At 75.3% G+C, this 18,169-nt stretch carries 24 protein-coding genes and 3 tRNA genes; 16 read left to right on the top strand and 11 right to left on the bottom strand.

The window, feature by feature from the left end; genetic code table 11:
- Nucleotides 1-64: 64 nt before the first annotated feature.
- From KPF47_RS30675 to mrf, 6 genes are all read right to left on the bottom strand, one after another.
- Entirely contained in the window at nt 65-1,765 is a 1,701-nt protein-coding gene (locus tag KPF47_RS30675) for a class I adenylate-forming enzyme family protein (RefSeq protein WP_224392261.1), read from the bottom strand.
- Between the two features lie 235 nt (nt 1,766-2,000).
- Entirely contained in the window at nt 2,001-3,800 is a 1,800-nt protein-coding gene (locus KPF47_RS30670) for a helix-turn-helix transcriptional regulator (protein WP_224392260.1), read from the bottom strand.
- The gene (locus KPF47_RS30665) at nt 3,713-5,044 is read right to left on the bottom strand and encodes an AAA family ATPase (protein ID WP_224392259.1); all 1,332 of its coding nucleotides are present in this window, start codon (nt 5,042-5,044) and stop codon (nt 3,713-3,715) included. The genes KPF47_RS30670 and KPF47_RS30665 overlap by 88 nt, the downstream gene beginning before the upstream one ends.
- Before the next feature lie 73 nt (nt 5,045-5,117).
- Entirely contained in the window at nt 5,118-5,366 is a 249-nt protein-coding gene (locus tag KPF47_RS30660; RefSeq protein ID WP_224392258.1) for a hypothetical protein, read from the bottom strand.
- A gap of 91 nt (nt 5,367-5,457) precedes the next feature.
- Nucleotides 5,458-5,637 (bottom strand): 50S ribosomal protein L32, encoded by a 180-nt coding sequence (gene rpmF, locus KPF47_RS30655; RefSeq protein ID WP_224392257.1) that lies wholly within the window; start codon nt 5,635-5,637, stop codon nt 5,458-5,460.
- The gene (gene mrf / locus KPF47_RS30650) at nt 5,637-6,890 is read right to left on the bottom strand and encodes a ribosome hibernation factor-recruiting GTPase MRF (protein WP_224392256.1); all 1,254 of its coding nucleotides are present in this window, start codon (nt 6,888-6,890) and stop codon (nt 5,637-5,639) included. Before mrf ends, rpmF begins: the two co-directional genes overlap by 1 nt.
- 81 nt (nt 6,891-6,971) lie before the next feature.
- Between mrf and rpmG (KPF47_RS30645) the strand changes: the two genes are divergently transcribed.
- From rpmG (KPF47_RS30645) to rplA, 14 genes are all read left to right on the top strand, one after another.
- Complete coding sequence (gene rpmG / locus KPF47_RS30645) at nt 6,972-7,139, top strand: 50S ribosomal protein L33 (RefSeq protein WP_224392255.1); 168 nt, start codon at nt 6,972-6,974, stop codon at nt 7,137-7,139.
- Nucleotides 7,139-7,381, top strand: a complete 243-nt coding sequence (gene rpsR, locus KPF47_RS30640) for a 30S ribosomal protein S18 (protein ID WP_224392254.1) — start codon at nt 7,139-7,141, stop codon at nt 7,379-7,381. The genes rpmG (KPF47_RS30645) and rpsR overlap by 1 nt, the downstream gene beginning before the upstream one ends.
- A 3-nt stretch (nt 7,382-7,384) precedes the next feature.
- Nucleotides 7,385-7,621, top strand: a complete 237-nt coding sequence (rpmB, locus tag KPF47_RS30635) for a 50S ribosomal protein L28 (protein WP_224392253.1) — start codon at nt 7,385-7,387, stop codon at nt 7,619-7,621.
- On the top strand, nt 7,621-7,926 hold the full coding sequence (rpsN, locus tag KPF47_RS30630) for a 30S ribosomal protein S14 (RefSeq protein ID WP_073576499.1): 306 nt from the start codon (nt 7,621-7,623) through the stop codon (nt 7,924-7,926). The genes rpmB and rpsN overlap by 1 nt, the downstream gene beginning before the upstream one ends.
- Nucleotides 7,927-8,049: 123 nt before the next feature.
- Nucleotides 8,050-8,122, top strand: a tRNA-Thr gene (locus tag KPF47_RS30625).
- 40 nt (nt 8,123-8,162) lie between these two features.
- Nucleotides 8,163-8,238: transfer RNA gene (locus KPF47_RS30620), tRNA-Met, on the top strand.
- Between the two features lie 42 nt (nt 8,239-8,280).
- The gene (gene rpmG, locus KPF47_RS30615) at nt 8,281-8,448 is read left to right on the top strand and encodes a 50S ribosomal protein L33 (protein ID WP_085912561.1); all 168 of its coding nucleotides are present in this window, start codon (nt 8,281-8,283) and stop codon (nt 8,446-8,448) included.
- Nucleotides 8,449-8,474: 26 nt separating this feature from the next.
- Nucleotides 8,475-8,942 carry a MaoC family dehydratase N-terminal domain-containing protein gene (locus KPF47_RS30610; protein ID WP_224392252.1) on the top strand — a complete coding sequence of 156 codons (468 nt, stop codon included), beginning with the start codon at nt 8,475-8,477 and terminating at the stop codon, nt 8,940-8,942.
- Nucleotides 8,939-9,388, top strand: a complete 450-nt coding sequence (locus KPF47_RS30605) for a MaoC/PaaZ C-terminal domain-containing protein (protein WP_224392251.1) — start codon at nt 8,939-8,941, stop codon at nt 9,386-9,388. Before KPF47_RS30610 ends, KPF47_RS30605 begins: the two co-directional genes overlap by 4 nt.
- Before the next feature lie 109 nt (nt 9,389-9,497).
- Nucleotides 9,498-9,573 (top strand) — tRNA-Trp (locus tag KPF47_RS30600).
- Between the two features lie 132 nt (nt 9,574-9,705).
- Nucleotides 9,706-10,053, top strand: coding sequence for a preprotein translocase subunit SecE (gene secE / locus KPF47_RS30595; RefSeq protein ID WP_224392250.1), 348 nt, complete (start codon nt 9,706-9,708; stop codon nt 10,051-10,053).
- 58 nt (nt 10,054-10,111) lie between these two features.
- Nucleotides 10,112-11,050: a transcription termination/antitermination protein NusG gene (nusG, locus tag KPF47_RS30590; protein ID WP_224392249.1), complete on the top strand. Its 939-nt coding sequence runs from the start codon at nt 10,112-10,114 to the stop codon at nt 11,048-11,050.
- A 71-nt stretch (nt 11,051-11,121) separates the two neighbouring features.
- Nucleotides 11,122-11,556 (top strand): 50S ribosomal protein L11, encoded by a 435-nt coding sequence (gene rplK, locus KPF47_RS30585; protein ID WP_224392248.1) that lies wholly within the window; start codon nt 11,122-11,124, stop codon nt 11,554-11,556.
- Between the two features lie 83 nt (nt 11,557-11,639).
- Nucleotides 11,640-12,362, top strand: a complete 723-nt coding sequence (rplA, locus tag KPF47_RS30580; protein WP_224392247.1) for a 50S ribosomal protein L1 — start codon at nt 11,640-11,642, stop codon at nt 12,360-12,362.
- Nucleotides 12,363-12,434: 72 nt separating this feature from the next.
- Here rplA and KPF47_RS30575 read toward each other — a convergent pair whose 3' ends face one another.
- The 4 genes from KPF47_RS30575 to KPF47_RS30560 form a co-directional block, all read right to left on the bottom strand.
- Entirely contained in the window at nt 12,435-13,535 is a 1,101-nt protein-coding gene (locus tag KPF47_RS30575) for a CaiB/BaiF CoA-transferase family protein (protein ID WP_224392246.1), read from the bottom strand.
- 64 nt (nt 13,536-13,599) lie between these two features.
- Complete coding sequence (locus tag KPF47_RS30570) at nt 13,600-13,884, bottom strand: hypothetical protein (protein ID WP_224392245.1); 285 nt, start codon at nt 13,882-13,884, stop codon at nt 13,600-13,602.
- Nucleotides 13,885-13,976: 92 nt separating this feature from the next.
- Complete coding sequence (locus KPF47_RS30565) at nt 13,977-14,387, bottom strand: sterol carrier protein (protein ID WP_224392244.1); 411 nt, start codon at nt 14,385-14,387, stop codon at nt 13,977-13,979.
- Between the two features lie 89 nt (nt 14,388-14,476).
- Nucleotides 14,477-15,328 carry a zinc-binding dehydrogenase gene (locus KPF47_RS30560; protein ID WP_224392243.1) on the bottom strand — a complete coding sequence of 284 codons (852 nt, stop codon included), beginning with the start codon at nt 15,326-15,328 and terminating at the stop codon, nt 14,477-14,479.
- A gap of 189 nt (nt 15,329-15,517) precedes the next feature.
- Between KPF47_RS30560 and KPF47_RS30555 the strand changes: the two genes are divergently transcribed.
- Entirely contained in the window at nt 15,518-16,126 is a 609-nt protein-coding gene (locus tag KPF47_RS30555; protein WP_224392242.1) for a TetR/AcrR family transcriptional regulator, read from the top strand.
- Between the two features lie 7 nt (nt 16,127-16,133).
- On the opposite strand, the gene KPF47_RS30550 is transcribed toward KPF47_RS30555, so the two are convergent.
- On the bottom strand, nt 16,134-16,808 hold the full coding sequence (locus KPF47_RS30550) for a response regulator transcription factor (RefSeq protein ID WP_224392241.1): 675 nt from the start codon (nt 16,806-16,808) through the stop codon (nt 16,134-16,136).
- Nucleotides 16,809-16,861: 53 nt separating this feature from the next.
- Here KPF47_RS30550 and KPF47_RS30545 point away from each other — a divergent pair, with 53 nt between their 5' ends.
- Nucleotides 16,862-18,145 (top strand): sensor histidine kinase KdpD, encoded by a 1,284-nt coding sequence (locus KPF47_RS30545; RefSeq protein ID WP_224392240.1) that lies wholly within the window; start codon nt 16,862-16,864, stop codon nt 18,143-18,145.
- Nucleotides 18,146-18,169 lie beyond the last annotated feature (24 nt).

Raw genomic sequence — 18,169 nt, 5'->3', positions numbered from 1 at the left:
CCACCCATCGGACGTATCGTCCCACCCGCTCAGCGCTCGCGCGTGCACGCACAGTGGTCGAGCGTCACTCCTTCGGCACGTCTCCGGGCAGGGGTGGCAGCTGCTCGCGCAGATCCCGCTTGAGCACCTTCCCCGCCGCGGAGACCGGGATCGTTCCGACGAGGTGCACCTCCCGCAGCCGCTGGTAGGGCAGCAGGTGCTCGTTCAGCCCGTCGACGGCGGCGCGGACCGCGTCCCCGTCGGCGTCCGCAGCGATGGTCAGGAACGCGACCGGGTGCTCGCCGGCGACCCCCACCGGCCGGCCGACGACGGCGGCGCCGGTCACGCCCGGCAGCGCCAGCAGCCGCTCCTCCAGATCGCGCGGGTACACGTTGTACCCCTTGTGGAGCAGCATGTCCTTGAGCCGGTCGACGATGCGCAGGTAGCCGTCGTCGTCCAGGACTCCGACGTCGCCGGTGTGCAGCCAGCCGTCGCCGTCGAAGGCGGCCGCGGTCTCGGCGGGGCGGCGGTGGTACCCGCCGGTGACCTGCGGCCCGCGGATCCACACCTCGCCCTCGGCGCCGGCGGGGAGTTCCTCGCCGTCCGGGCCGGAGACCCGGATCTCGGTGCCCGCGATCGGTAGCCCGACCGTGCCCGGGCGCCGGTCCGCGGACCGGGCGGCGGGACCGAGGGTGGCGGCCATCGTGACCTCGGTCAGGCCGTAGCCCTCGGAGACGACCAGGTCCTCGCCGAGCCAGTCGCGCAGCGCCCGGATGATCTCGGTCGGCAGCGGCGCCGCCCCCGAGGTCAGCGACCGCACCGAGGACAGGTCCCCGGCCGCGTCGCGGTGGGCGAGCAGCGCGGCGTACACCGGCGGCGCCCCGGACAGCGAGGTGACGGCGAAGCGGGTGGCGTCGGCCAGGTAGGCGCGCGGGTCGAAACGGGCGTGCACGATCGTCGTCGTCCCGGTGAGCAGGGGCACGTGGAGACCGCCGATCGTGCCCATCGCGTGGAACCAGGGGGCGATCCCGATCGCCCGGCCGGTGCCGATCGGGGTCGGGAACTCCGACGCGGGGCCGGGGTCGGCCAGGACGACGCCGGGCCCGTGGGCGGTGGTCGTCACGTCCGGCCGGGCTCCGGTGCCCCAGCACGCCGCCTGCAACGCGTTGGTGAGCGCGTGCCGATGGGTGACCCGGACGCCCTTGGACCGGCCGGTGGTGCCGCCGGTGTAGGCCAGGTGGGCGAGGTCGCGGTCCGGATCCAGCTCCAGGTCCGTGCCGGGCGGGGTGGTCGGCCTGCCGTCGAGGTGGGCGGAGAGCCCGGTGACCTCCGCCGGCAGCAGTTCCGGGTCACCGTGGGCACCGGTGGCGAGCAGTCGCTTCAGCGACGTCCCGGGCCGTGCGGCGAGCACCGCGGGCAGTGCCGCCTCCCAGCTGACGACGACGGCGGCCCCCGCGTCGGCGAGCTGCGCGCCGAGGTCGTCCGGGGCCAGCAGCGGGTTCGCCGGGGTGACGGTCGCCCCGGCCAGCAGCGTTCCCCAGTAGGCGAGGGCGTACTGCGGGCAGTTCGGCAGGTGCAGGGCGACGACGTCGCCGCGGCCGATCCCGTCGGCGTGCAGCGCGTGCGCGAACGCCGCCGCGCGGGCCAGCAGCCCACGGAAGGAGAGCTCGTGCCCGCCCTGGTGCAGCACTGTGTCGTCACCGAACCGTTCGGCGGCGCCACGCAGCGTCGCCGAGGCAGGCAGGGCGGGCACGTCCAGGGCCGGGGCGGGGGAGCGGGCGATCATGCGGTCACCTCCGTCCCGCTGCCGGTCCGGGACGGCGGGACGACCCCGTGGACGACCATGCGACGTGACCTCCATCGGTCTGCCGGTGACGTGCGTACGGCCGACCCTAGGCACGCCGGGTGGCGCACGTCACGGCCCGCGGGGGCCCGGTGCGGTCCGGACGGGACAACCCGGGGCGCCGGAGGGCGGCCCGCGGTGCGGGGACCGGCCGGCGGGGGTGGGTGGCGCCGCGGACTCAGTCCCGCGGTGCGAGCAGGCCCCGGGAGTGGGCGAGGGCGACCGCCTCGGTGCGGCCCGAGGCGCCGAGCTTGGCCATCGCCCGGGACAGGTGCACGCTCACGGTCTTCTCGGAGATGAACAGCCGCTCGCCGACGGCCCGGTTGGTGAGACCGTGCGCGACCAGCTCCAGCACCGCGTGCTCGCGCGGGGTGAGCGGGGAACCGCCCGCACCGGGCTCCGGACCGGGACGGGGACGGCCCTCGCCCGCCCGCAGGCGCAGCGCGGCGACCGCGTCGGCCAGCGGGCGGGCGCCGAGCCGGTCGGCCTCGGCCGCGGCGACGGCCAGGTCCTCGGCGGCGGCGCGGCGGTCGGCCTCCCCGCGGTCGTCGTGGCCACCGCGGTGCGCCCGTGCGAGGAGGGCCCCGGCCTGCCGCCACCGGGCCTCCGCCGCGCGGTAGCCGTCCCCGTAGCCGGCGAAGGTCTCCACGGCCACATCCCACACCGACGGTGCCGCGTCGCCGCCCGCCCGTGCGGCCTCCGCGCGGGCCCTGGCCAGCCAGGCCCGGCCCTCCGGCCCGACCGTGGTGCCGCGGGGCAGCCCGCGTTCGGCGGTCAGCGCGGCCTCGTCGGCGAGCCCGGCCGCGGCCGCGGCGTGCGCGGCGCAGGCCGCCGGATCCCCCGCGGTGCGCGCGGCCTCCGCGAGGTCGGCGCGGGCGGCCGCGCCCAGTGCGCACAGCACGAGCTCGCCCAGGTGGTGCGGATACTCCGCGCGCAACACCCCGAGTGCGGCGGCGACCCGGTCCACGGCGAGCGCCGGGTCCCCGCGCCAGCGCGCCGACTCGGCCCCGACGACGCCCTGCAGCAGCGCGGCCTGGTCGTGCGCCGGTGGCTCCACGGCCAGCGCGGCGAGCAGCTCCTCGGCGTCGTCGAGGTCCCCGCGGAACACGGCGACCAGCGCTCCCGCCGACGCGAGCAGCCCGGTGACGCGCAACGGCAGTGTGGGGTCGGCATCGGCGGCGGTCCGGGCGGCGGCGTCCCACTCCCCGCGCTGCACGTCGACGCGCACCAGCGCGACCCGGAACTCCAGCCCGTACCCGCCCCAGAGCAGGCCGTACTCGGCGGACCGGCGGGCTCCCTCGGCGAGCTCGTCCGCCGCGGCGTCGAGCATGCCGTCCTCGATGAACGACACCCCGCGGTTCCACACCGTGCGCAGCTCGACGACCCGGTTCCCGGAGGCCGCCGCGAGCGAGGCCGCCCCGGCGAGCCGCTCCCGGGCCGCCTGCGGGTCCCCCTCCATCCGGGCGCAGAAGGCCAGGGTGATCAGCGCGTCGGCGCACACCGCGCTGAGGTGGCGGTACTCGGCCGACCCCTCGACCGGTGGCGCGGACTCGTGCACGGCGCGGGCGACCGCCAGCGACTGCCGGGCGTGCGACCAGGCGGGTTCGGCGTGGTCGGCGCTCAGGTGCGCCCGCGCGAGCACGGCGTGCGACCACGCGAGGTCCGTGCCGGGCGGGTCCCCGGCCTGCAGCGCGACGGCCTCGGCGGCGGCGGCCACCGCCGCGTCGAGCCGCGCGCCGTCGTCGAGCAGCCGCATCGCGTAGTGCCGGCGGGCCTCGGCCCGGGCGGCCGGCCCCTCGGTGAGGTCGGCGACCCGGACGGCGCGGGCCCCCAGAGCGGTACCGCGGTCCGGGTCGCCCGAGGCGCTCGCCGCCCAGGCGGCCTCCCGGGTCAGGGCGCTCTCGGTGGTTCCGGTGAGCCGCTCCGGGTCCTCGACGGCGGACCACAGCTCCAGCGCCCGCTCCGCGTGGACGAGCATCTCGGCCGGTCCGTGCCTGCGGTGGGCCTCCTCGGCCGCCCGGACCGACGCCGCGAGCGCCCGCGGCAGGTCGTGCGCGGCCAGTGCGTGCCGGGCGAGCGCGGCGCCACCCCGGGGTCGCCGTCCCGGCGGGCCAGCAGCTCGGTGAGCCGTGCGTGCAGCCGTACCCGCTCGCCCGGGAGCAGGTCGTCGTGCACGGCCTCGCGCAGCAGGGCGTGCCGGAAGGCGTAGGACTCCGTGCCGGGGGCCGGGTCCGGGACGAGCAGGTGGTGGGACACCGCCTCGCGCAGCCCGGCGTCCAGGTCCGCACCGGACAGCTCGGACGCCTCGCGCAGCAGGTCGTGGGAGATGCTCCGCTCGGCCAGCGAGGCGATCCGCAGCACCGCGCGTGCCGGCCCGCCGAGCCGGTCCAGCCGGGTCAGCAGCACGTCGGCCAGCCCGCCCGGCAGGCCGTCGGAGCCGGCCGCGACGAGCTCCTCGGCGTAGAAGGCGTTGCCCTCGCTGCGGGCGGCGATCCGGCGCAGGGTGGCCTCGTCGACACCCCCGGTGGCCGCCCGGGCCCGGACCAGGGCCAGCGCGGCGTCGGGGGAGAGCGGGCCGAGCTCGACCCGGCGCACGGAGGGCAGGCGGACGAGCTCGGCCAGCGAGGCGCGCAGCGGATGCCTGCGGTGCAGGTCGTCGGAGCGGTAGGTGCCCAGCACCAGCAGCCGCTGGGAGCCCAGCCGGGCGAGCAGGAAGGCGAGCAGCTCGCGGGTGGAACGGTCCGCCCAGTGCAGGTCCTCCAGCACGACGAGCAGCGGTGCCCCGGCGGCCGCGTCGCGGACCGCGCCGGCCACCGCGTCGAACACCTGCAGCCGCCCGGAGTCGCCGTCGCCCGCGGTGGGCCGCGGCGCCTCCTCGGCTCCGGGCAGGAGCCCGTGCAGCACCGGCCGCAGCGGGGTGCCGGCGTGGGCCAGCGCGGCGAGCACCTCGGAGAACGGCAGGTAGGGGAGCGCGGAGCCGCCCGCGTCGAGACAGCGCCCGACGACGACCTGCACACCGGCCCCCGCCGCGGCCCGGCCGAGCGCGGTGGCGAGCCGGGACTTGCCGATCCCCGCGTCCCCGGCGAGCAGCACGGCGCGGGCGTTCCCGCCCCGGGCCGCGTCGAGGTCGCGGAGCAGCGCGGCGAGCTCGCCGGCCCGCCCCACCAGCTCGTCCGTCCCCGGTCCGGTGGCACCGGTCCCGTGGGCCCCCTCCGCGGTCATGGGGCGCATCGTGGCACGCGCCACCGACACTCCCGCGGTCACCGCGACGGCGGCGTCTTCCCCGGTGCGGGGCTCAGGCACGCGGCGCGGCCGCGGCGCACGGGCCGGCCGCGGGCCCGGCTCCCCCGGCGCCCGGGCGCGCCCGGCCGGAGGCGGTGCGCCGGGCCCGCAGCCGCAGCCACAGCCGTCGCGGCGCCGACGGGCCGGCCGCCCCGCGCAGCAGCCGCTGTGTGCGGTACCGGTCCGCCTCCTCCCGCAGCCGGTCCCGGCGCTGCTCGGCGAGGGCGACGAGGTGGTCCATCGGGATGTGTGTCATCAGCATGGCGACGACACTGCGGCTGAGGGGGCCGCCCGGGCATCGGGTGTCCACGCCGTCCGCGCGGAGCACCCGGGGCCCGGCGTAAGGGGTGCCCTCAGTCCCGCCCGGCTGGCGGGGGGAGCAGGCCCCGGCGGTAGGCGGGGACCAGTGCGCGGGGCACGAGGTGCCGGCGCCCCTGGAGGGTGACCGGGACCAGGTCGGGCGGGGCCGCCCGCCACTGCGAGCGGCGGTGCCGGGTGTTCGATCGCGACATCCGTCGCTTGGGAACGGCCATCAGAGGTCTCCTTCTCGGTCGGGACGGACGGTGGGGTCGTCCAGGGCGGCCGGCCCCACGGGCTCGGCCTCGGCGCAGGGCTCGTCGTGGGCCCAGCCGAAGGGGTCGGGCAGGGCGGTCCAGGCGTCCTCGCCCGCGGCGATCTCGGCGTCGGTGAGCAGCGCGGACCGCAGCGCGGCGTCGATCTCGTCGGGGTCGGCCTCGTGGCAGATGGCCACGAGGTCCTGGGCGCGGTCGCCCCAGCGCGGGTGCCAGGCCAGCGCGGCCAGCGCCCGCCGCTGGTCGCCGGCCTCGGTCCAGGCCTGCTCGTCGGCGTCCGTCAGCCAGTCGCCCGCGTGGCCGATCCGCATGCCACCGCCGGCGCTCTCCACCCACAGCACCGCGTCGGGACGGGTGGCGAGCCAGACCCGTCCGCGGGCCCGTACGACCCCGTCGAGCAGGCTGTCGATCGCGTCGTGCAGCCGGTCCGGGTGGAACGGGCGGCGGGCGGAGAACACCAGGGTGCGGACGCCGCTGTCGGGCTCCAGCGGTGGTGTGCCGCGCAGCAACGGGTCGTGCACCCCGCCGGGCACGCCGCGGCGGGACCCGGGGCCGAGCCCGTCGCAGAACACCCGGTGGTCCGCGCGGCCGGCGAGCAGCCGGGGCGCGGTCGGGCACAGCCGGTCCAGGACGGCGGCGGTCCGGTCCGCGCCGCCCGGCCCGATCGGGCGGGTCAGCACCAGGACGTCGGCGAACTCGGCCTGCCCGACGGCCAGCTGGGCGACCGTCCGCTCGTCCTCGGGCAGCGTGGACAGGCCGCGCTCGGGCAGCGTCGCCTCGCCGGTCGCGTCCTCCAGCCAGGTGTCCGGGTCGAGCACGGCCACCACCCCGCGCAGGTCGACGAGGTCGACGGCGGTGCACGGCTCCCGGCCGCCGCCGGGCTCGAACAGCACCGACCCGAGCGCCCAGCACACCGGCTCGGGCTCCAGCCGCGGGTCCAGGTGCAGGACGACGCGGTCGACGGTCCCGGCCAGCGCGGCGAGCGTCGGCAGCACGTCCTCCCGGATCGTGCAGCTGACGCAGCCGTGCGCGAGCTCCAGCACGGTGCGCTCGTCGTCGCCCCGGGTGCGCAGCCGCCGGTGCACCAGGCCACGGCCCAGGTCGCGCAGGTCGTGGTGGAGCACGACGACCCCCGGGTCGAGCTCGCGCATCCGGGTGATCGTCGCGTCCACCCCGTCGCGCTCGGTCCCGCACAGGACCACCAGCTCGGTCATGACTTCCTCCCGGAGTCGGACGTGGTCACGGTCCGGTGTAGCGTAAACGAAAACGATTCCCATGTTGAGAGGAGGGGTGCGATGGCCAAGTCGACCGACGTCCGGCCGATCGTGAAGCTGCGCTCGACGGCGGGGACGGGCACCACCTACGTGACCCGCAAGAACCGCCGCAACGACCCGGACCGCCTGGTACTGCGCAAGTACGACCCGAGGATCCGCAGGCACGTCGAGTTCAAGGAGGAGCGCTGATGCCCGCACGGGGCAAGCCGGTGCGCACGCCGCGCCGCAAGGCCAACCCGCTGAAGCAGCGCGGGATCGAGCACGTGGACTGGAAGGACGCCGCGCTGCTGCGCACGTTCATCTCCGACCGCGGCAAGATCCGCGCCCGCCGGGTGACCGGTCTCACCGGTCAGCAGCAGCGGCGGGTGGCCACCGCGATCCGCAACGCGCGGGAGATGGCCCTGCTGCCCTACCCGCACGCGGGGCGGTGACCGATGTCGAGGCGCTGTGACCTCACCGGCCGCGAGCCCGGGTTCGGCAGGTCGGTCTCGCACTCCCACCGGCGCACCAGCCGGCGCTGGGACCCCAACGTGCAGACCCGCCGCTACTGGCTGGCCGAGGAGAACCGCTGGGTGAGGCTGAGGCTCTCGGTGAAGGGGATCAGGACGGTGGACCGGATCGGCGTCGCCGCCGCGGTCGCGAAGATCCGGGCGAACGGGGTGAAGGTCTGATGGCCACGACCGGGCAGATCGCGAAGAACGAGCGGCGGAAGGAGATCGTCGCCCGCTACGCCGAGCGGCGGGCCGAGCTCAAGGCGCTCATCGCCCGCCCGTCGACGCCGGAGCCGGAGCGGGCCGCCGCGGTCGCCGAGCTGCGCCGCCAGCCGCGCGACGCCAGCGCCACCCGCGTCCGCAACCGCGACTCCGTCGACGGGCGCCCGCGCGGACACCTGCGCAAGTTCGGGGTCTCGCGGGTGCGGCTGCGCGAGCTGGCGCACGACGGCGCGCTGCCGGGTGTGCGCAAGTCGAGCTGGTGAACACCGGCTGACCTGCGGGTACCGGGTTCCGGGACCCCCCGTCCGGGGGCCCGGAACCCCGGTGTAAAGTTCTTCCCGTCGGTGAGAGTGGGGCCTTCGGGCCCGCAGGCCACCGGTGCTGCCGCCCCCTTAGCTCAGTCGGCAGAGCGTCTCCATGGTAAGGAGAAGGTCTACGGTTCGATTCCGTAAGGGGGCTCTACAAGGGGCCTCGTCGCATGCGGCGGGGCTTCTTGCATGACGGTGTAGCTCAGTTGGTAGAGCAAGCGGCTCATAATCGCTGTGTCGCCGGTTCAAGTCCGGCCATCGTCACCACGTTGGCGCATCATTCACGAGACATGCTGGGAGGCACCCGCGATGGCCAAGGCCACGGACGTGCGGCCGAAGATCACTCTGGCCTGTGAGGAGTGCAAGCACCGCAACTACATCACCAAGAAGAACCGGCGGAACGACCCCGACCGGCTCGAGATCAAGAAGTTCTGCCGGAACTGCGGCACCCACCGGGCGCACCGCGAGACCCGCTGAGCGCGTAGCGAGTCCCGGAGCTGACGGTGGTCGACCAGTCCTGGGTCGGGCACAGCTCGGACCCGGTCGGGCCGTACCAGGTCGGTCGCGAGAAGATCCGCGAGTTCGCCGTCGCCATCGGTGACGGCGATCCGCTGTTCCGCGACGTGGACGCGGCGCGTGCCGCGGGCCACGCCGACCTGGTGGCCCCGCCGACGTTCCCGACCTGCTTCACGATGCCGGTCATCGAGGGCTTCCTGCGGGAGCCCGCGTTCGGCTGGGACTACACCCGCATGGTCCACGGCGACCAGCGGATCACGTTCCACCGGCCGGTGGTGGCCGGCGACGAACTCACCACGGTGCTGCACGTCGACCAGCTGCGCACCCGGGCCGGCAACCACATGCTGACCCTGCGCTGCGAGGTCGCCGACGCGGCGGGCCTCCCGGTGGCGACCACGCACTCGATGCTGGTCAGCCCCGCCGGCGAGGACGCCGGCACCGAGGGGGACGCGTGAGTGCTCCGCTGACCCCGCGGGCCGCCGCGGCCTGCGCGAAGGGCGACCCCCTGCCGTTGCTGACGGTGCAGGTCACCCGGGCCGACCTGGTGCGCTACGCCGGTGCCTCCGGTGACCTCAACCCGATCCACTGGAGCGACCGCGTCGCCTCGGTGGCCGGACTCCCCGGTGTGATCGCGCACGGGATGCTCTCGATGGCCCTCGCCGGCCGGGTGCTGACCGCGTGGACCGGTGACCCGGCCGCGATCCGCAGCTACGGCACCCGCTTCACCCGGCCCGTCGTCGTCCCGGACGACGACGCCGGCGCCACCGTCGAACTCTCCGGCACCGTCGCCCAGGTGCGCGAGGACGACGGCGAGCGGATCGCCGTCGTCGATCTCACGGCGTCCTTCGAGGGGAAGACGGTGCTCGGCCGGGCCCGTGCCGAGGTCGTCCTCCCGGCGTGAGTCGACCCGGCGTACGGGCCCGCGGGAGCGGGTGCGTACACTCGTTCCAGCCGGACGCACCGGACGATCCTGTGCGTCCGCCCCGCCGCCACGTGGCGGACCGGGGCAAAGGGGTGTAGCTCAATTGGCAGAGCAGCGGTCTCCAAAACCGCAGGTTGCAGGTTCAAGTCCTGTCACCCTTGCCACGACGCCGCAGTACGCCGGAGATCACGGCGGTGCGGCCGACGGCACGGACGGCGAAGCGACGAGGGTCCTCCCGAAGCGGAGGACGTGACCGAGGGCGGGCGGACGCCCGCCACGTGCGGAGGGCGACACGCGTGAGCGACGAGCACGAGTCGGAGCGGCCCGGGCGGGAGCGCCCGAGCAACGCCGCCGACCGTCGTGGGCGGCGGGCCTCCGGCCCCGCGAGCACCCCCGGCAAGGGCCGCGCCACCCCGACCCGCGCCACCGCGGCGACGAAGGAGAAGAAGCTGTCGCTGTTCTCCCGGCTCGCCCGGTTCCTGCGCGAGGTCGTCGCCGAGCTCCGCAAGGTCATCTGGCCCGACCGCGGCCAGATGGTGAAGTACACCATCGCGGTCCTGATCTTCGTGTCGATCATGGTGGCGCTGGTGTTCGTGCTGGACTCGGCGTTCGCCGAGGGCGTCGCCCTGCTGTTCGGCAACTGACGCCGGTTCGAACACCGACCGGCTCCGACCGACACCGAACAATGGAAGCGAGTAGGACGTGACCTCCGACAGCAAGGCGTACGACGAGGCGGCCGACGAGGCCGCGATCGACGCCGTCGCCGAGAACGCGGCCGACGAGACGCTGCCCGAGCAGGCCGTCCAGGACGCCGACGTCGAGGCGGCGCACGGTGAGGACGCCGTCTCCGGCGACTACACCGAGGCCGACGACGACAGCACCCCCGGCGCCGAGGCGGAGACGCTGGACGGCGAGGGCGAGACGGTCCCGACCGCCGAGGACGCGGGCGACGCCGAGGACACCGACCCGGAGGACACCGACGGGGCGGACGCCGCCGCGGAGGAGCCCGCCGAGGACGTGGACCCGGAGGAGGAGCTGCGCGCGGCACTGCGCCGGGCCCCGGGCGACTGGTACGTCGTCCACTCCTACGCGGGCTACGAGAACAAGGTGAAGTCCAACCTCGAGACCCGGGCGCAGACCCTGGACGTCGAGGACTACATCTTCCAGGTCGAGGTGCCCACCGAGGAGGTCACCGAGATCAAGAACGGGCAGCGCAAGAAGGTCCAGCGCAAGGTGCTGCCCGGCTACATCCTGGTGCGGATGGAGCTCAACGACCAGTCCTGGGGCGCGGTGCGGAACACGCCGGGCGTCACCGGGTTCGTCGGCGCGACGTCGAAGCCGTCGCCGCTGACCATCAACGAGGTCGTGAAGTTCCTGCTGCCGAAGGTCGAGGCCCCCAAGAAGGAGGCCGAGGCCGGCAGGGCCGCGTCCACCGGTGGCTCCGCCTCGTCCGGCGCCCCCACCATCGAGGTCGACTTCGAGGTCGGCGAGTCGGTCACCGTCATGGACGGCCCGTTCGCCACGCTCCCCGCGAGCATCTCCGAGGTCAACGTCGACGCCCAGAAGCTCAAGGTGCTGGTCTCGATCTTCGGCCGGGAGACCCCGGTCGAGCTCGGGTTCAACCAGGTCTCCAAGATCTGAGCGCACCCGTGAGGAACGTCCGTGGCATGGCAGGGCCGCGTGGCGTGCACATCGATCACTGAGGAACGGACATGCCCCCCAAGAAGCGGAAGCTCTCCGCGATCATCAAGCTCCAGATCCAGGCAGGCGCAGCGACGCCCGCCCCGCCGGTCGGCCCCGCTCTGGGCCAGCACGGCGTCAACATCATGGAGTTCTGCAAGGCCTACAACGCGGCGACCGAGGCCCAGCGCGGCAACATCGTGCCGGTCGAGATCTCGGTCTTCGAGGACCGGTCGTTCTCCTTCGAGCTGAAGACCCCGCCCGCGGCGCGGCTCCTGCTCAAGGCGGCCGGTGTCGAGAAGGGCTCCGGCGAGCCGCACAAGACCAAGGTCGCCACCGTGACCATGGACCAGGTCCGGGAGATCGCCCAGGTCAAGATGAACGACCTGAACGCGAACGACCTCGACCAGGCCGCCAAGATCATCGCCGGTACCGCCCGGTCGATGGGCATCACGGTCGACGGCTGAGCGAGCCACCCACCCCACCCGTACGCGTGGGAGAGCCGGGCGCGGCTCCTACCACGACCTGACCTCCGAGGAGACGAGGACAGATGGCACAGCGCAGCAAGGCCTACCGTGAGGCCGCCGCGAAGATCGACGCGGACCGCCTCTACTCGCCGCTCGCCGCGGCGAAGCTGGCCCAGGACACGTCCAGCAAGAACACCGACGCGACCGTCGAGGTCGCGATGCGGCTGGGCGTCGACCCCCGCAAGGCGGACCAGATGGTCCGCGGCACCGTGAACCTGCCGCACGGTACCGGCAAGACCGCCCGGGTCATCGTGTTCGCCACCGGCGACAAGGCCGCCGAGGCCGAGGCCGCCGGCGCCGACGCCGTGGGCGCCGAGGACCTCATCGAGCGGATCCAGGGCGGGTGGCTCGACTTCGACGCCGCCATCGCGACCCCGGACCAGATGGCCAAGGTCGGCCGCATCGCCCGCATCCTCGGCCCGCGTGGCCTGATGCCGAACCCGAAGACGGGCACCGTGACGCCGGACGTCACGAAGGCCATCAACGAGATCAAGGGCGGCAAGGTCAACTTCCGGGTCGACAAGCAGGCCAACCTGCACCTCGTCATCGGCAAGGCCTCGTTCGACGCCGAGAAGCTGGTGGAGAACTACGGCGCCGCCTACGACGAGATCCTGCGGCTCAAGCCGTCGGCCGCCAAGGGCCGCTACATCAAGAAGATCACCGTCTCCACCACCACCGGGCCGGGCATCCCGGTGGACCCGAACCGCACCCGCAACCTGCTGGTCGCGGACGAGGAGACCGACTGATCGTCCGATCAGCGCCCGCACCGACGACGCCCCCGGTTCCCTGTGGAGCCGGGGGCGTCGTCGTGCGTGGGGTCAGGCCCAGTCGCGCAGGACGTCCTCGACGTCCTCCGGGCCGCTGCCGCGCCCGGCGGTCTCGGTGACGGTCCGGGAGAACCGCGGGGCCGGCGCGGCCTGGGGGACGCCGTCGGAGGTGACGATGGTGCCGCGCGCGGTCAGGTGCGCGTTCTCCCGGGCCTCGGCGAACGACAACACCGGGGTGGTGCAGGCGTCGGTGCCCTCGAAGACCGCGGCCCACTCGTCGCGGGGCCGGGAGGCGAACACCTCGGTGAACCGGGTCCGCATGGCGGGCCAGCCTGCGCGGTCGTACTGCGGGCCGAGCTCGTCGGCGGTCAGGCCGAGCCCGGTGAGGAGCTGGGTGTAGAACTGCGGCTCCAGCGCCCCGACGGCCATGTGCCCGCCGTCGGCACAGGTGTAGGTGTCGTAGAACGGGGCGTGCCCGTCGAGCAGGTTCGCGTCGCGCTCGTCGACCCAGGCGTTCTGGGCCAGGAAGCCCCAGAACATCTGGTTGAGCACGCTGACGCCGTCGACCATGGCGGCGTCGACGACCTGCCCCTGCCCGGACGACCTCGCCTCCCAGAGCGCGGCGAGCAGGCCGACGACGAGCAGCATCGAGCCGCCCCCGAAGTCGCCCACCAGGTTCAGCGGGGGGACCGGACGTTCCCCGGCCCGGCCGATCGCGTGCAGCGCACCGGTCAGCGAGATGTAGTTCAGATCGTGTCCGGCGCGCGGGGCCATCGGGCCGTCCTGGCCCCAGCCGGTCATCCGGCCGTAGACCAGGCGCGGGTTGCGCGCGTGGCAGTCCTCGGGCCCGACGCCGAGGCGCTCGGTGACACCGGGCCGGTAGCCCTCCAGGAGCACGTCGGCCGACTCGACCAGCCGCAGCACGGTCTCCCTGCCCGCCGGGTCCTTCAGGTCCGCGGTGACCGTACGGCGACCGCGGACCGTCGGGTCGGGCACCGACGCGGAGCCGAGTGCCAGTCCGCCCGAGGGCCGGTCGATGCGGACGACGTCCGCCCCGAGATCGCCCAGGATCATCGCCGCGTGCGGTCCCGGACCGATCCCGGCCAGCTCGATCACCTTCAGTCCGGCCAGCGGACCCTTGCCCCGTGTCACCGTGGACCTCCTCGTCGCGCGTTCGGTTCCCGGCGACGGTAACCACTGGTCCCGGCGCCGGTGTTCAGCCGGTGGGCTCGCGAGCCGGCTCCTCGTAGTCCCAGACGTCCCGGCCGATCTCCCGGACCGGATGGTCGGACCCGTCCCGTTCCTGGATCGTGTAGGCGTAGCGGCCGTGCTGCCAGCCGTCGCGCGTCGCGACCTCCAGCAGGCAGGCCTCCGCCCAGCCGTGCCACTCGTCGAAGTCGCGGGGCAGCGGGTCGGGCGTGTCGCACTCGATCTCGGTCATCCGGTGCAGCACCCCCCGCAGCGGTTGCCAGGCGTGCACGTCCAGCCAGATGTTGTCCATCGCCGGCGCCTCCGTCGGGTGGGGGTCGGCCCCCAGTCTCGCCGGACACCGACGGACGGGCCGGGCGGCCGGGGGTCTTCACCCGATCGTGGTCAGGCCTTGAGCAGGTCGTCGCGGCCCTCGGCCTCGAGCTTGGCCCGGTACGGCCCGAAGAGCTGCTTGGCGATGGGGAGCAGTTTGAGGACCTTCGAGACCGGGCCCTTGGCGCGGACGTCGCCCTTGGCCATGGCGACCGGCAGGATCACCTTGCCCAGCCAGAACCGGTTGCCGGTGTCGGCGGACATGAACAGCTCGATGTTCGGGTCGGGACCCTGCCCGGCGCCGGTGTGGATCTCCGAGTTCGGCATGTCCACGGTGAGCACCGCGTCCGGGTTCGTGTAGGTGATCCGCAGGACGACACCCGACGGCTGCAGCTTCGCGACCAGGTCCGGGTCGGCCATGCCGATCCGGAACACCCCGCCCAGGTACTCGTAGACCTCGGCCTCGTCGGCGAACACGGCCATCAGCGCCTCCTCGCGGGATGGGGCCGGGCGAGGGGTCGCCCGGTGCGTCGCGGCGAGTGTGTCCGGTGTGGTCCGGGGCGTGCACCCGATCATCGGGCCAGGCTTGGCCCGCCCGGGCCGTGCGGCAGCAGGACGAGCTTGCCGGGCCGTCGCCCGGCGAGCGCCGCCGGCGCCTCGGCGAAGGTCACGACCCGGTCGACGGCGGCCCGCAGCCCGCCCCGGACCAGCAACGCCGCCAGCCGGCTCAGGTCGCGGTCGAGGCCGGGGCGGCCGTCGAGCAGGAAGAACGTCCGGATCGAGCGGCCGTGCCGCGACCCGTCGCCGAGCAGCGCGTCGGCGGGGAGCACCGCGTCGCGGCCGGACGCCCGGCCCACCGACACCAGCGTGCCGTCGCTGCCGAGCGCAGCGAACGCCTCGACCAGGACCGGCCCGCCGACGGTGTCGAGGACGGCGTCGACCGGGGCGTCGAGCTCGGACGGACGGGTCAGCACGGCGGTCGCGCCGAGCCGGCGCAGCGTGTCGGCCGCGGCGGCGTCGCGGGCGGTGGCGAGGACCTCGGCCCCGCCGAGCGCGGCGAGCTGCACCGCGAACCGGCCCACCCCGCCGGTGGCACCGGTGACGAGCACCCGGCGGCCGAGCAGCGGCCCGGAGTCCCGCAGCGCCCGCAGCGCCGACGCCCCGGCGATCGGCAGGGTCGCGAGTGCGGCGTGGTCCGGTGCCCCACCGGGTGCCGGGTCCTCGACGCGCACCGTGCCGAGCAGCGCGGTCGGCACCGCGCGCAGCTCCGCCCAGCCGCCACCCGTCCCGAGGGTCACCACGACCGCCCCGGCGGCGGGCCCGCTGCCGTCGGCGGCCGGGGTCTCGACCGTCCCGGCGGCCTCCCAGCCGTGTACCGAGCCGGCCGGTGCCTCGGCGAGCGCCCGGACCTCGCCGGGGTTCACCGAGGCCGCGGTGACGCGGACGAGTGCCTCGTGCGGTGCGGTGCGGGGCGGGGGTCGGGTACCCGGGCGTGGCGGAGCAGGCCGGGGTCGGCGTGGTCGACGACGAGAGCATCCATACCCGATAAAGTGGCACTCACTGCCACTTGTCAGCAAGTGCCGATTTCCCGCCGTCCCGGTTACGATGGGTCCGTGGACGGTGCACCGGGACTGCGCGAGCGCAAACGGCGACGGACCGAGGCCGACCTCGTCGCCGCAGCGGTGCGGCTGATCGGCGCCGACGGCTTCCCAGCGACCACCGTGGAGGCGATCGCCGCCGGGGCGGAGGTCTCGCCGCGCACGTTCTTCCGGCTCTTCGCCTCCAAGGAGGACGTGGTCCTGGCCGACGAGCGGGTGCTGTTCGACGGGTTCGTCGACCGGACGGTGCCCGGCGCCGGTCCGCTGCTCGGCACCCTGCGCGACGCACTGTGCGCGGCCGTCGAGGAGCGCGATCCGGCGTGGTTCGACCGGTTCACGGCCTCCGCGGCGATCATCGACAGCGAGCCCGCCGTCGCGACGGCGGCGCTGCGGCTGTGCGCGGGCACCACCGACCGGCTCCGTGCACGGGTCCGGGCGGTCGCGGGTCCCGAGGTGCTGCCCGAGCACCTGCTCGGGCTGACGCTCGACGCCGCCGTCTCGGCCTGGCGGCTGGCCAGGGCCGAGTGGCTGGCCACACCGACGCGAGCCCCCGCCGGGCTGCCCGCGCTGGTGCGGCGCAACTGCGACGCCGTCGCCGCACTGCCCGGGGTCCGGGCCGGCTGAGCGGGCCTCAGCGCCCGGCCGGGTGCTCGTCGAGCAGCCCGCAGCGCCCCGCCAGCGCGGCGGCCTCGATCCGGTTGGCCGCGCCCAGCTTGTGCAGCAGCGAGGCGATCATGCGCTTGGCGGTGCGCTCGCTGACCAGCATCGGCCGGGCGATGTCGGCGGTCTCCAGACCGCGGGCGAGCAGCGTCCACAGCTCGATGTCGCGCTCGCCGAGCCGGTCGAGCAGGCCGTCGGCGGTGCGGTCGGCCGCGACGAGCAGCGCGTCGAGCAGCTCGGCACGCAGCACCCGCACCCCGGCTGCGATCGACAGCAGCGGTGCGACCAGCACGTCCGGGTCGGCGGACTTGCCCAGATAGCCGTCGGCACCGGCCCGCAGCGCGGCCGCGGCGAGGTCCAGGTCCTCGGTGCCCGACAGTGCGAGCACGCGGGTGGCCGGGTACGCGGCCTTGACCCGCCGGATCGTCTCGACCCCGCCGAGCGGGGGGAGCGCGAGGTCGATGATCGCGATCCCGGCCCGGTGCTTCCCGACCAGGGCGACGGCCTCCTCCCCGGCGGTGGTGGAGCCCGCGACCCGGAAGGTCTCCCCGCCCCGTGACTCGAGCAGCAGTTCGAGACCCTGCGCGAACAGGGCGTGGTCGTCGACGATGACGACCACGTGCGGCGCTGTCGGCGCGGGCGGCATGCCCCGAGCCTAGTGTGGCCCCGACCCGCGTCCCCGCCCGAGAGGTCCCGACCGTGACCGCGCACCCCGGTGAGCTCCCCGAACGCACCCGGGAGGAGCGCCAGGCCGTCGTGCTGCGGCTCTGCGTGGTGCTCGCCGCGGTGGGCCTGGTGGTGAGCCGCCCGGACCTGACCGGGGACCGGCCGGTCGTCGCGGCGGTGCTGGTCGGGCTGAGCGCGGTGTACGCCACGGTGCTCGGCGTGGTCTCCCTGGTGCGCGGGCGGCTGCCCGTGCCCCCGGCCGTCCTGACCGGGCTCGACGGCGTGCTGAGCCTGCTCGCCTGCGGGTTCACCGGCGGCGTCGCGAGCCCCATGGTGGGGGCGCTGCCGCTGGTCGTCATCGCGATCGCGCTGCGCGGCGGGCACCGGGTCGGACGGCTGCTCGCACTCGGGTTGGGGGCCGGCTACACCGCCGCGGTGCTGCTCGGGTCCGCCCCGGACGTGACCGTCGCCGTACGGGTCCTCGCCGGTCTGTGGTGGACCGGATTCCTGTTCGCGACCGCGGTGCTCACCGGGGTGCAGGTGCGGCTGCTGGAGCACCAGCTGGCCGACATCGCCACCACCCGCGCCCGCGCGGAGAGCGAGCACGAGCGCTACCTGTCCGAGCGGGCGCTGCGGGACCGGATCGTGTCCCAGAGCCGGGCCCGGCTCGACGGCGCCCGGGTGGTGCTCCACGAGTTCCGGACCCCGGTCGCGTCGCTCACCGCGCTCTCGGCCGACCTCGCCGAGGGACGGCTGTCCGGCGACGCGGCCCGGCGCGCGTCGCGGCTGCTCGCCGACCACGCCGCCCACCTGCAGGACATGCTCGACGGCCTCGCGGACCTGGCGGTCGCCGAGGGCAGCCCGCTCGGGCGCAACCGGCCCCGCAGGGTCGTGCTCGCCGAGCTGGCCGACGCCGTCCTCGACGCCGCGGGCGTCGCTCGGGAGCGGCGGCGCCCGGTCGTCGAGCCGGCCGGGGCGGCGGTGCACTGCGACCCGGTCCGGCTGCGGCGGATGCTCACCAACCTCGCCGAGAACGCCGCCCGCCACTCCGGGGACGCCCCGGTGGAGCTGCACCTGGCCCACGACGGCGCCGTGCTGACCGCCGAGGTCCGCGACCGCGGTCCCGGGCTTCCCGTGGGCCAGGAGGGCGTCGTGACCGCCAAGGGCGTCGCGCTGGGGGAGCGCCGCGGCACCGCGGGACTCGGCCTGTGGATCGCCGAGGCGCTCGCGTCCGCCATGGACGGTGAGCTGAGCCTGCTCCCGCGCGAGGGCGGCGGCCTCGTCGCCCGCCTCACGCTGCCGCTCTCCGGCTCCTGACCCCGTGCCTGGCACCCGGGGGCC

Origin of the sequence: Pseudonocardia sp. ICBG1293, from assembly GCF_020131355.1 — a bacterium.
Classification (GTDB): Bacteria; Actinomycetota; Actinomycetes; order Mycobacteriales; family Pseudonocardiaceae; genus Pseudonocardia.
This window is presented reverse-complemented; position numbering and strand designations above follow the sequence as displayed.

What these genes read in the sequence shown, in the direction of transcription:
- KPF47_RS30670 (WP_224392260.1), bottom strand. Translation starts at nt 3,800, where the DNA reads ATGCTCGTCCACGCGGAGCGGGCGCTGGAGCTGTGGTCCGCCGTCGAG.
- rpmG (WP_224392255.1), top strand. Translation starts at nt 6,972, where the DNA reads ATGGCCAAGTCGACCGACGTCCGGCCGATCGTGAAGCTGCGCTCGACG.
- rplK (WP_224392248.1), top strand. Translation starts at nt 11,122, where the DNA reads ATGCCCCCCAAGAAGCGGAAGCTCTCCGCGATCATCAAGCTCCAGATC.
- KPF47_RS30660 (WP_224392258.1), bottom strand. Translation starts at nt 5,366, where the DNA reads ATGCTGATGACACACATCCCGATGGACCACCTCGTCGCCCTCGCCGAG.
- KPF47_RS30665 (WP_224392259.1), bottom strand. Translation starts at nt 5,044, where the DNA reads ATGACCGCGGAGGGGGCCCACGGGACCGGTGCCACCGGACCGGGGACG.
- rplA (WP_224392247.1), top strand. Translation starts at nt 11,640, where the DNA reads ATGGCACAGCGCAGCAAGGCCTACCGTGAGGCCGCCGCGAAGATCGAC.
- rpmF (WP_224392257.1), bottom strand. Translation starts at nt 5,637, where the DNA reads ATGGCCGTTCCCAAGCGACGGATGTCGCGATCGAACACCCGGCACCGC.
- mrf (WP_224392256.1), bottom strand. Translation starts at nt 6,890, where the DNA reads ATGACCGAGCTGGTGGTCCTGTGCGGGACCGAGCGCGACGGGGTGGAC.
- KPF47_RS30675 (WP_224392261.1), bottom strand. Translation starts at nt 1,765, where the DNA reads ATGATCGCCCGCTCCCCCGCCCCGGCCCTGGACGTGCCCGCCCTGCCT.
- rpmG (WP_085912561.1), top strand. Translation starts at nt 8,281, where the DNA reads ATGGCCAAGGCCACGGACGTGCGGCCGAAGATCACTCTGGCCTGTGAG.
- KPF47_RS30550 (WP_224392241.1), bottom strand. Translation starts at nt 16,808, where the DNA reads ATGCCGCCCGCGCCGACAGCGCCGCACGTGGTCGTCATCGTCGACGAC.
- rpsN (WP_073576499.1), top strand. Translation starts at nt 7,621, where the DNA reads ATGGCCACGACCGGGCAGATCGCGAAGAACGAGCGGCGGAAGGAGATC.
- rpsR (WP_224392254.1), top strand. Translation starts at nt 7,139, where the DNA reads ATGCCCGCACGGGGCAAGCCGGTGCGCACGCCGCGCCGCAAGGCCAAC.
- KPF47_RS30565 (WP_224392244.1), bottom strand. Translation starts at nt 14,387, where the DNA reads ATGGCCGTGTTCGCCGACGAGGCCGAGGTCTACGAGTACCTGGGCGGG.
- rpmB (WP_224392253.1), top strand. Translation starts at nt 7,385, where the DNA reads ATGTCGAGGCGCTGTGACCTCACCGGCCGCGAGCCCGGGTTCGGCAGG.
- KPF47_RS30570 (WP_224392245.1), bottom strand. Translation starts at nt 13,884, where the DNA reads ATGGACAACATCTGGCTGGACGTGCACGCCTGGCAACCGCTGCGGGGG.